The following is a 12,488-nucleotide window of genomic DNA, read 5'->3' on the forward strand; positions in this document are numbered from 1 at the left end:
GAATCCATGAGAAAAAAATTAAAAAAGAATCACTAATTTTAACACTCAAATGAAACGATTTTTGGCACTTTATTTACACTGCTCACTTTCATCCGGCACGGGTGGTTCACTTTAACCGAATTTTCCAGTCTTTTGATACTTTACAAATAATAAAATTTTCAAATTGTCGTAAATCTGTTTCATAGGCTTTGCTTATTTTACTACTTAATTTCTTTTCTATCTTACAATGGAAGGTAAAGGTCAAGATGTCATTTTTCATTTCTAGGGAAACTAATTATTAGCTAAATTTTATATTCCCAAAATATCTTTATTTTTAATTATGTGAAATCAACATAATTAAAGTTAAATAGAGATTTATCAATTATAAAAACAGGGAGTTGAACAACAAATATTTTGGTCGTCCACCTAATTATACGTCCAAATCAAAAAGAACAAAAAATAAGATTTACTCCTCTTTGATACCATAAAGTCACAAATTTCACCGTTTTTATTTTCATTACATGTTTTTTTTTCTTACTTTTAAGCTTCTCCCTAAAACTAATATTGATAGCAAACGATTATTATCAGTATTAACCTATTATTTAACTAACCATGAAATCTTTAAAAATTCCATTTGCAATAATTTTATTTTTTGCACAATTGTGTTATGGACAAGACACCAAAAACAACGAATTCAAGTTATTAGATAACATTTCCATAAATAATGTGGTTTATGGTATTAATTCAAAATCAACTAACTCCCAATTCACTTTACAAGTTTGTGACAATTCAAATTGCTACACCACTAGAGATTATGTTATGAGTATTTCGTCACAACTATTAGTTAATGATGTATTAGAAGTCATCAAAACCAATTTAGATAGTACCATAGTTCTTACTTCAATACCACAAGAAGACAAAGACCAAATTGCAGCTCTTAAAATAAAAATACAAACTGTAGAAACTAGAAAAGCTGAAGCAAGGCGTACAGAAGTAGAAAAGTTATTAAATTCAGTAGATGAAGAAAAAGACCAATATTCTGCAAAAATAATTCTCAATAAATACATTCCTTATGATATTACTTATAGAATTCCCAAACAAAATAGAGACACAACTAATCCCTCATCATTATCATTGAAGCTTTTTGAACAAGGTATAGCAAGACAAAATATAAATAAAGCTAAGTATAAAGATACAACTGTTTTAGGACAAGATACTCTAAAAATTGTAGATGCTAAAATTCAATTCTTTAATAACAAAGCATCTTCAATTTATATAAAAGCAGAATTAATTAAAAACGGAAGAGCACCAGAAAAAATCATCTTTGAAAACAACAGTTTTAGTGTGGCCTTACGTTATTTTAATAAATATGGCAGCACAGTTTCTACTCAAACCCAAAATCAAAATTGGATCATTATAGACTATAATGATGTGTTCGATTATGAATCAGACCAATTTTTTAATTATTCTATAGCTAATAGCCAAATCTCTTTATCACATACTGAAAAAGACAAAACAGAAATCAAAGTAATACAGCGTCGTTTTTTCGATTTCTTTACAGGCATCGTATATACCGACGTCATGGGTTTTAATACTGAGAATAGCAACTCTATTTTAAATGCTCAAGCAAAACTACTATTACCTTTAAATCTCAGAAATTGGAAAAAACTGACTCTCACTCGTCAGTTTACCACTTTAGCAAACATTGCTTTAAACAATAGCTTCGAAGACGAATCGCGCTTTATTGCCATAAAAGATGATGAAACCTTTAGTAATTTCGATTTACTTCGGAAAAATAACCTCTACGGAAAAATTAACATAGATGTGTTTTCCTATGAATCCAAAGGATGGTTTCTCAACACATCTTTAGGTTATAGTGCTGCATTTTACCGTACAGGGTTCAGATACACACAAACACAACCAGACGATACCGATATCATTACTAGCACACAATTATTATCCATTGGTCATGGCCCTTATTTAAACTTCGAGATACGCCCTCAAACTAACTTTGGTGCTGATATCATAATCGGTTTAGAAGATTTAAATTATAATGATACAAAAAGCATCAACGGTCGTTTTTTCAGAAATGACATAATTATAGATGATGGCGAAAATCATTTTGTTGCTAAGCATAACTTAGTAAATGCAGAAGCAAACTTTTATTGGCTAACAAACCCCAATAAATCAAAAGGAGGTATTTATGCGAAATTAGGTTGCTATTATCATACTGAGAACTATAACATTTTTCCGCAAATTATGGTTGGCTACGCGACAAACCTGACATCTTTTGTTAACCGTTTCAAACCAAAAAAGGAAGTTGAAGATAAATAGTAAAATCATATCAAAAATATGAGTTCGTGTTAACTAATAACCATAAACCACATATATGGAAAAACATTTTACCAAACCTATTGTAAATTCTCATACACATATATTTATTTCAGATGATGTACCTAGATACTTGGCAAAGAAAATACTTGTATGGCCTTTTTACTACTTAATTCATACGCATATTGCAGTTAGTATATCAAGATGGTATAGAGAGCGTAAAAAAAAGCACTTTACCTTTACACACAAGAACAAGACTTGGCAAAAGTATCTATCCAACAAATCTCCAATCAAACGTTTTTTCAACCGTGTATTCCTGTTGGTGATTAATGTGATTTTCTTCTTTTATGTAATTTACATTTTCCAAAACCAATTAGCTTTTGGCCCTTTAAAAGAACCCATAAAAAGGTTTTATGATCACGATCGAGTACAGCAATTTCTTTTCTTACCAGAACGATTCCATTATTTAGGCATTGTTTTAGTATTGTTTGTTTGTTTTAAAAATATTAGAAACAAGTGCTTAAAATTTATCTGGGGACAAATAGAGAAACGATTTGGAAAGGAATGGCTTGCACTAAAACTAAGGTATTTAAATTTATTGAGATATGCACGTTATACGCGAATGTCTGGCATATTTCATCGAATGAAGGATCAATATCCAAGAGGCTCTAAGTTCGTTGTGCTTCCTATGGACATGGAGTATATGGGTGCTGGTCAGGTTAAAAGGTCTTATCCTTACCAAATGTCTCGTTTACTTAAAATAAAAAAGAGTAATGAGGACACCATTTTTCCTTTTGTTTTTGCTCATCCAAAAAGGATGGATCAGAAAGTTACTGTAGAGGTTGATGGCACCTCTATAGCTGTACCCTATTTTAGTGGCTATTTAGATGAAGAAGGGTATTATCAACTCAATGAGTGTGCAATAAAGTTGTACTTAGAAAATGGTTGCGCAGGTATTAAAATATATCCAGCAACTGGTTATTATGTGTTCGATGAGAAATTATTGCCATTATGGTTGTACTGTGCCCAAAAAAACATTCCAATAACTACGCATTGTTCAGTTGGTCCTATTTTTTACCGAGGCAACTTAAGTAAATTAGACGGTAAGATCGACGAACATCCAATTTTCAAACAAAATACTGGTCAACTGGTAAATGGACAATATCCACAATTGCGCTTACCACTGCACAAAAACAGTATTTTTCAGAAGAATTTTACCCATCCCTTAAATTATTGCTGTTTATTAGAAGATAAACTCTTAAAAGAAGTATTAGATTATCACAACAATTCAAAATTGAATACTTTATTTGGCTATACAGATAAGAAAAAACCACTAAAAAGAAACCTGTCGAATTTAAAAATCAATTTAGCGCATTATGGGGGTTCTGAAAATTGGGATCAGTTCTTAGAACAAGATCGTTTTGTATATGCTAATTGGGTTGTTAAAAAACCAAATTCTATTTTGAACCTACGTCAACAAATTTTCAATGTTGATGTGTTTTACAAATATTGGCATTATGTAGACTGGTTTACTATTATTTCTTCTATGATGGTTAACTATGATAATGTCTATACAGATGTTAGTTACACAACTCATGATCTAAAACACTTGAATTTACTATCTGAAATTTTAGATCATAGCAAAATAAGAAAACGGGTCATGTTTGGAACAGATTTTTATGTTGTTAGTAATCATAAGAGTGAAAAGCATTATTGGATGGATATGGAAAGTAATTTAAGTGCCAGAAAATGGAATTTGTTATCTGATGGTAATCCTAAGGAATTTTTGAATTCTAAATATGTCAACATAACGTAATTTTAAACTAAAAATATTATGTACATAAGAAACCTTAGCATCAAAAACTTTAAATCATTTAAGAATTTTAGTAATGTTAAATTCTTATATCCTGAAATCTCTAGTGGTCGTCTAAAGAATAGTTTCGATAAGGAAAAAGTAAAATATGACAATATTAATGTGATACTCGGTAACAATTCAACAGGTAAAACAGCCTTTTTAAAGGCTATCGCTCTTTCTACACTAGGGCCTGCCGTAACTGATTTAAAAGATACCATAAGACCTTTCATGTGGGTAAGAAGACCGCTCAACAAAAATGAACATTTTAGCCATATTGATGCATACTTTGAATCTAACCCTCAAGATGAAGCTCCTTTTGAACATATTGAAAGTTCTATTAGGCTTGAGGTCGTTGAAAAGTTTAAAGACAAAATATCTTGGGATCACCCTCAACGCAAACAATGGCATCCTTCGTTAGGTAGTAATCCCGCTGCTGCATTTATTGTGGGATATGGCGCAAGTAGAACTGTTGAATTACCTGAAAAGTTTGATCCCATAGCTAGAAAAGGAGGTAGATATATTAGAATAAATCGAGTGCGAAGTCTTTTTGAAGAGACCTATCAGTTAATTCCTCTCGATGCATGGTTGCCTAAAATGAAAACAGATAATCCTGGGAGATATATACAAATACTGGGACTATTGGCTAAAATAACAGGTGATGATCACTTTAAATTAACCGAGCAATTAGAAGACGATCAATATATCTTTGAGAAAGACGGAAGTAAAATACCTTTCAATGCCCTATCCGACGGCTACAGAGCTTTTTTAGGGTGGGTTGGTGATTTGCTTTTTCACATTGAGCAAACATGCCCTAGTGGCAAAAAATTAGTGGATAATCAAGGGATTGTGCTTATTGATGAAATAGACCTTCATCTTCATCCAGAGTGGCAAATGAAAATATTGCCTCTACTAGCTGAGGCTCTCCCCAATATTCAATTTTTTGTTACCACGCATAGTCCTTTAGTGGTGGGTAGTATTGAATGGCAAAACATAATATACTTAAAAACCGATAATAATTTAATTTCTAAACCTGTACGTGAAAAAAGAAACACTTATGGCTTGGATTCGGATCAGATTTTGGTCTCAGAGTTGTTTGGTTTAAAGACAACCCGTAATAATTCTGTAGCTGATGAGATTAGGATATTATCATTTAAAGCATCAAATGGTGATTCTGGTGCAAGGGAAAAACTTATGGAGTTAATGACAAAAGGTAAAGCAATATGATTTCATATAAGAAGGATAAAAAGGGTAAGATTATCAATCAAAACTATATTGAGAAACTTGTAAAAGCACATAAATCTAATTGGTTGGATAGAGCTAAGAAAAAGACTGATAAGTATCGCACCGCTGGAAAAGTTACGGACAAGAACGGTCACATTTGGAGCGAAATAAAAGAGGTGTTTATGACAATTCAAGGCAACAAATGTGCCTTTTGTGAAACAGAATTAGAAGGGCAAAATTATGGTAAAGGAGTTCATGATGTGGAACATTTTAGGCCAAAAAACAGGATTACTAAATGGAAACCCTCAAAAGAGTTTAATTCATTGGGCATATCAATTACATCAACAACTAATATTAAAGGATATCATTTATTAACATACAATCTTTTAAACTATTCAATGTCATGTGGGCCATGTAATCAAACCTTAAAAAGTGACAGATTTCCAATTAAGGGAAGCTATAAAAATCACATGGAAGATCCAAAAGCTGAATTTAATGATGAAGAGCCTTTGTTGATTTACCCGATTGCTGATATTGATACTGATTGTGAAGAACTCATATGCTTTGAAGGCCCTGTCCCTAAAGCAGTTAAAACTACAGGTTTGGAATACGAGAGAGCTCAAACAACAATCGATTTTTTTCGATTAGCTAGAGCTGATGAAAGAAGCAAATTATTCAAAGAACGTAGTGAAGTTATTTTACTTATAAATATATTCATAGGGTCAGAATCCGATACATCAAAATACGACGATTTGGTAGGGACTTTAATTTCAGACACCTCTAAACATGCAAACTGTACAAGATCATATCTCGAATTACTTAAAAATGATCCTGTTAAAGCAAAAGAAATTTTTAATGAAGCGAGGCAATTCATAGCAACTTATATACCTGATAGCGAACTTGGTTAACATATGTCAAGAGAAAAAACATACATTAAAGTACCTCAATTAACTAAAGAGGAGAAAATTTCTAAAGCATGTATATTCCATAATTCAAATAAATATTTTATGGTTTAATTGAAAAAAATTGGAAGGATAGAATTTATAGAGTCAATATTAATTGAAAAATAGATTTAGTAAAAAATGCACAAGCTTTTAAATGTTTGATAACGAGTTTGTTATATTTTATAGTGATAATAATTTCATATATTTAAGTATTTAGAATCATACTCTACCTGAATAGTTCAAATAGTTATATAAAATCAATTTTATGAGTAAATATAGATTTAAATCGTCAGAGAAATGGGCAGTATGGAAGACTCACGGTGAAAACTGTAATTGGTGTAATATTCCTATATATTACCCTCATTGTCAAATTGATCATGTATTACCTGAAAGTCTACCACATAAAGATATAAAGACCTATAATCGTCTTAAAAAGCTATATAAACTTCATTCTGATTTCGAAATTAACTCTTTCTACAATTGGATACCAATTCATTCTAGTTGCAATCAAAGTAAAAGTGATAATGTTTTTGATGGAGCTCCCTTTGTAGGGCAATTATTGAAGCGTATAGAAAAGAAATTTGATGAAACTATTAAATGGCATAATTCCATGAAGCAAAATCTCAAACTTTCTAAAGCTATTGCTACAATCGTTCAAGCAGTTGAAGATAGAATTTTAAAAGAAAGTGATTTAAATGAAATTTTTAAAAGTGTTAAAGATCCTGCTCAGGCTTATAGTCAAATAATTATTAGTGCCTTTCAATATGGCTTGCGTAGGTTTGACAATGACCAAATCAGAAAAATCAAAATTAAAAATATTGATGATTGCGCTAGTATATTAAAAGGCTATGATTTAACCCAACAAATGGTTAAGTTAAATCCTTATGAGAAGGGAAAATTGAATATATCTCTTCCTGGAGATTTTCCTGATTTTGAGATAAAAAAGGATGCTCAAAAAATCGAATGGCTCAATAAAATTGTTAATATAACTGATTCTGATGCAGATCAAATAAGGTGATTTTAGAAGTCCAATTATTATCTGTTAATTAGAACTTTCAGATCATGTATTATATAATGATCAATAATTTAACAGGAATACTACATGTAAAGAATAATGTAAATCTAAGGGAATATGTCAAAAATTGAATTATCCCTGAAAAAAAGAATGCTTGTTCATTAAACAATAATTTATATATAAAATGAGAAAATTATAATCTCAATTTTTATACATATAGAAGGTTAGTTAGGAGTTGTGATAAATATTAATTAATTATATTTGATATTGCATTCAAATGCATCCATTTAAGTTCATTATTTATTAAAAACATTTTTAGTGAGTTATTCGGTGAGTCTACTCGTTAAAAATATTTTAACTTTTTTGAATATCAATTGATTAAAATACAGGTTCGAGCCCCAGCCCGGTCACTTAAAAACACATCAAGACTATAAAAAAAGCCTGAAAAAATAATTTTCAGGCTTTTTGTTTTCTTGCCAATAACTTTAGATTAAGTCGGATTTAATCCAACGGAATGCGCGAAGCATTTTTTGAAAGCCATGCTTCAAAGTTTTGCAGTTGAGGGTTCAGTTCCAATGATAAGGCTTCGTCCCGTACACCGTTAAAGTCGTTGTTAAAATCTCTCTTAAACTGGAACATATTACCCAAATCATCTGCACCAGGGAATCCAAAACCACGATAAGTCTCTGGACTTACATTGTTATAAATCACATTAATGCCCAAGGCTTTGGAAAGTTTGGCCGCCATATCCTTGCCAGATAGCTTTTCACCAACAATTCCAATAGTTTTACCAATAAATTCGTCGCCTCTTTTGAATATGCCATATGTACATTTTCCAATATCTTCAGCAGCCATGCCTGCCAATGTTTTATCATCCATTGGAAATGCGATATAATAATTTCCGTCCTCGCCCTTTTGGGGTCCCATTCCAAAATAAATAAAATTATCCCAGTAAAACGACGTTCTTAAATATGTTACGGGTAAATCTGATGCTTCAAATAATTTATCTGCAGCACCTTTGCCATCAAAATGTGGCACTTTGTATTTACCCTGTAGTGTTGGCATTCTGTCGTCTTCCAAGGGCACCCAATTTCTGGTGTCTTCCAATGTAGACCAAACGATGTGCTCCAAATTAGCGCCTTTAGCAGCCTCAATAAAGTTCTTTACTTGTTGGTATTCCTTTTCTGCAGAAAAATGTTCCCAAAAGAACGTAACAAAGTATGCTGCATTGGCTCCCACTAACACTTTTTTAATGCTCTCTGTATCGTTAAGGTCAGCCTCTACTACTTCGGCTCCCATGTGCGCCAATGCTTTTGCTTTTTCAGAATTAGCATTTCTACTAACCGCCCTTACGTTATATATTGAATCAGGATCAGTTAAAATAGCTTTAACCAGTCCACCACCTTGTGCCCCTGTTGCACCAAATACTGTTATAACTTTGTTTGCTTCCATTTTTTTATGATTTATTATTTACTATAAATATTGCTTACGCACCATTTTTTATGGTGTTATTAACACATAAATAACACAGCTGGATGGCTACATTGGTTTTGGGGAGCTGACTTTCCCTATAAATTTAATACTTTTTTACAACATAATGGTTAGCCTGCTATTTGATCCTTTCTATATTCCTTACTTAATTCAAAATAACACTTCATGTTGGCTTAGCATTACTTAACTCTTAGAAGCACTCTGGTACTGCGAGCCATTGAAAGACAATAATTTCATTAAAATTTTGATAGTTGTAGTACAAAAAAGCAAAGGTGGAAAGTTAAACTCCCACCCTTGCCTATCAAAATTGAAAAAAAACTAACTCAACTTAAACTATTCATTAAAAAGTGCTGCAATCTCACCAGCTTCTAATGCGTAATCAAATATCATACTGTTGGCTACTTTACCTTCAAACCAATAACCGTAGCTGTAATTTCCTGTACCATCTTGAGCCAAACGAATTGGATGGCCACTGCTCATATCACCTATGGCAGACATATCCTTACTCCCCACTTCTATACCATCTTGATAAGCAACAGCATTGCCGTCCCTATCGAAAGAAACTGCTAATAAATGCCATTCGCCGTCATTAATAGGTCCCAGACCATTGATGTCTATACGGTTGGAGCCATCACCTGCATTTAACTTCCAGGTGCCTCCTGTATAGGCAAAAATAAACCCAGGATTACCTCCACTATTCCAATCTTTATCGGAAATAATTGAGGGATCATCATTGGTTGATGTCGTATTAACCCATACAGCTATAGTAAAATCTTCAGTATGTCTAAAATCCAAATCTGAAGGATCTTCCCAAGTCACCAAATCATCGGTGCCATCAAAATCGTAAACCACTTTATTACCTTCCTTAACTGAAGAAACACCGCCAGCTGTTGTGGTAGCTATACTGGTTATTGTTCCTCCTTGTTGACGTAATTGGGCTCCTGTTGGTTTTTTGGAACCATAAAAATCTGAAGCTTCCTGTGCCGTTAATGCATAATCAAAAACATAAGTACGGCCTAACATACCCTCGTACCATAATCCGTAACTATAATTTCCAGTACCGTCTTGCCCCAAATGAATAGGCAATCCACTGTCCATATTTCCAAGGGCCGACATATCCTTACTCCCTACTTCATTACCATCTTGATAAGCTACCGCATTACCATCTCTATCGAAAGACACCAATAAGAAATGCCATTCGCCATCATTGATAGGCCCAATGCCGTTAATATCTATTCTATTAGAGCCATCTCCTGCATTTAGTTTCCAGGTGCCGCCCGTATAGGCAAAAACAAAGCCTGGATTACTTCCACTTCCCCAATCTTTATCACCTATAATAGATGGATCGTCATTGGTAGATGTTGTATTGACCCATATACCTACTGAAAAATCTCCTGTATCCCTAAAAGCTAGATCTGGCGTATCAATAATCTTCACTTTATCATCGACGCCATCAAACATAATTACGGTGCCATAAAGCGGATCTCCAACATTAGAGGTTACACTTTCATCGGTTGACAATCCAATAGTTTCTCCTGTACTCTTTTTTAAGAACACATAAGGGTTGGCTATTTCATCTGTGATTCGCTTTACTTCAAATGCAATGCTTGCTGGAGGACCATCTGGATAAGTAATTTTAAAAATTAGTTTATTGTTATCTCCAGGTTGCATTAATCCCAAGTTCTCCAAACTTTTTTCTAAGGTTTTTGCGTGGTACTTATTGTCTACCATAGAAAATTCGGTAATGGTTTCAATTAGCGACTGGTCTTGCCCCACGATATTAACTTCTGATGGTTTATTAACTGACTCAAGAGTTAATATAACTGTTTGCCCTTCTAAATAAGACTCCTTTTCCGATGGATTATAGGTTAACTCTGCCAATTCTTCTGGCGTATAATCTAACCCTGTATTGGGATTTGGATGAATAATAGCAACTTGTGAATTATCTATATATTCATCGCTGTAATAGTCATTGTCTCTTATGTCTGTTGTACAACTGCTAATAGCAAATAGGAGTACATAAAAAAGGTATCCCGTAGCAGGTATATATTGTTTTATATTATTTTTTTTCATTTTACACTTAGTTGTTTAATTATTGTAAAATCCACATCACACCATTGGTATCATCCACACCACCATATTGTCGGTCTATGGCTTCCATAACATTCTCGCTATTGTATTCTATTTCAGAAGATGGATACATCCAACGCACTGGAAATTTATCGGACGGGATATTTTCGTTGGTGTCTGGGTTAACCTCAAATGCCGGATAGCCAGTACGTCTGTTTTCAAAGAACACGCTTAATGGTGACTGCAGGTAAGTACTTAAAAATTTCTGGGTAATGATTTGCTCTATCTGTTCTTCTGCTGTTCCTCCCAACTGCACCTCTGGTGTTGACGTATAATAGTTATCTATGTATGTAACATCCATGAGTCTTCCATTATTGAAATCTACATCATCTGGCGTATTATCTGCTACAAACCACATTGCAGCTTTAATGCCATTAGCATAATAGGTTTCAGCATCACCAGATATCCATCCACGAACAGCTGCTTCTGCCAAGATGAACTGTACTTGTGCATGACTTAATAAATAAACTGGTTCTCCTTCGGGTATTTCTTTATAGCGATTATTAATATCTGAAAAATCGCCTGAGGAGTATATACCAGTAACCTGTGAGTACTCCATCGCTGGATCTACACCTGCATAAGCATCAAAGTCGGAAGCCGTTAACCCACTACTTATCTTTACAGGAGAGGGTGCGGCATAGTAAAACAAACGGTAATCTTCAAGGTCCTTTAGTCTGTCTATCAATTCATCGGACACCATAGGATAAATGGTAAACTGGTTTCCTTCTTTAAAAAACGGGTACTTTTGGCCTTCTCCATTTTCGTAGACCAAACTAAAATTATCATCATTTGCTGAAAAGATTGGACGGTTATTCACTATTTGATTGAATCGTTCCACTACTTTTAAATCGGTGTCCCCTGTCTTCTTGAACAAATTAATTAATACTTTCAATTCAAAAGAATTAACCATTTTACGCCATTTATCCGGGTTACCGTCATAAATCATATCACCTTCAAAAGATGCACCATTAGCAAACATTTGATCGGCCAAATCCAACTCTTCCAAAATACCCATAAATACGTCCTTCTGTGTATCGTATTTAGGCTTTAAAATACCTTCATCTTCTCCCTTTAAGGCTTCACTATATGGTATATCTCCAACTCTCATCGTAAGATTAAAAACATTATAGGCTCTCATAAAATGTCCCAAGGCTTTGTAAGAATTAACGATACCTTGATCGAAGATATCATCGGCTCCTTCCATCATCTTCTTGGCTTCAATAAGCCTGGTTAGATCTCCATATCCCGTTCTACCTATATCATTATACTGCTGCCCTTGTGGAAACTCACTCCACAAAATATATTTATCTCGCATAAAAGCAGACATAAATCCTTTTTGGGAACTTATATCGTCTCTGGTAATATCTAATATTAGCTTTGTGGCTAATACATTAGGCGTCGCAGATGTGATGCCATCTGGGTTGGTATTAAGTTCTTCCATATCAACACACCCTAATACCATAAAAAGGGATGCATATATGATGAATTTCTTTTTAAGAATATATTTCATAACAAATTTATT

At 33.4% G+C, this 12,488-nt stretch carries 8 protein-coding genes; 5 read left to right on the forward strand and 3 right to left on the reverse strand.

Annotated elements, in window-relative coordinates:
• Positions 1-591: 591 nt before the first annotated feature.
• The 5 genes from MR062_RS17280 (at position 592) to MR062_RS17300 (ending at position 7,348) form a co-directional block, all read left to right on the forward strand.
• Entirely contained in the window at positions 592-2,313 is a 1,722-nt protein-coding gene (locus MR062_RS17280) for a hypothetical protein (RefSeq protein ID WP_242206629.1), read from the forward strand.
• Positions 2,314-2,368: 55 nt separating this feature from the next.
• Positions 2,369-4,126 (forward strand): amidohydrolase family protein, encoded by a 1,758-nt coding sequence (locus MR062_RS17285; RefSeq protein WP_242206631.1) that lies wholly within the window; start codon positions 2,369-2,371, stop codon positions 4,124-4,126.
• Positions 4,127-4,144: 18 nt separating this feature from the next.
• A complete protein-coding gene (locus MR062_RS17290) occupies positions 4,145-5,389 on the forward strand; it encodes an AAA family ATPase (RefSeq protein ID WP_242206632.1) in 1,245 nt (414 codons plus the stop codon).
• On the forward strand, positions 5,386-6,294 hold the full coding sequence (locus tag MR062_RS17295; protein WP_242206634.1) for an HNH endonuclease family protein: 909 nt from the start codon (positions 5,386-5,388) through the stop codon (positions 6,292-6,294). The genes MR062_RS17290 and MR062_RS17295 overlap by 4 nt, the downstream gene beginning before the upstream one ends.
• Positions 6,295-6,595: 301 nt before the next feature.
• Positions 6,596-7,348, forward strand: coding sequence for a hypothetical protein (locus tag MR062_RS17300; RefSeq protein WP_242206637.1), 753 nt, complete (start codon positions 6,596-6,598; stop codon positions 7,346-7,348).
• A gap of 498 nt (positions 7,349-7,846) precedes the next feature.
• On the opposite strand, the gene MR062_RS17305 is transcribed toward MR062_RS17300, so the two are convergent.
• From MR062_RS17305 to MR062_RS17315, 3 genes are all read right to left on the reverse strand, one after another.
• Positions 7,847-8,797 carry an NmrA/HSCARG family protein gene (locus tag MR062_RS17305; RefSeq protein WP_242206639.1) on the reverse strand — a complete coding sequence of 317 codons (951 nt, stop codon included), beginning with the start codon at positions 8,795-8,797 and terminating at the stop codon, positions 7,847-7,849.
• Between the two features lie 372 nt (positions 8,798-9,169).
• Complete coding sequence (locus MR062_RS17310) at positions 9,170-10,909, reverse strand: LamG domain-containing protein (RefSeq protein ID WP_242206641.1); 1,740 nt, start codon at positions 10,907-10,909, stop codon at positions 9,170-9,172.
• A 19-nt stretch (positions 10,910-10,928) separates the two neighbouring features.
• A complete protein-coding gene (locus MR062_RS17315; protein WP_242206642.1) occupies positions 10,929-12,476 on the reverse strand; it encodes a SusD/RagB family nutrient-binding outer membrane lipoprotein in 1,548 nt (515 codons plus the stop codon).
• Positions 12,477-12,488 lie beyond the last annotated feature (12 nt).

It is taken from the genome of Aestuariivivens insulae (genome assembly GCF_022662195.1).
Taxonomy (GTDB): Bacteria; Bacteroidota; Bacteroidia; order Flavobacteriales; family Flavobacteriaceae; genus Aestuariivivens; species Aestuariivivens insulae.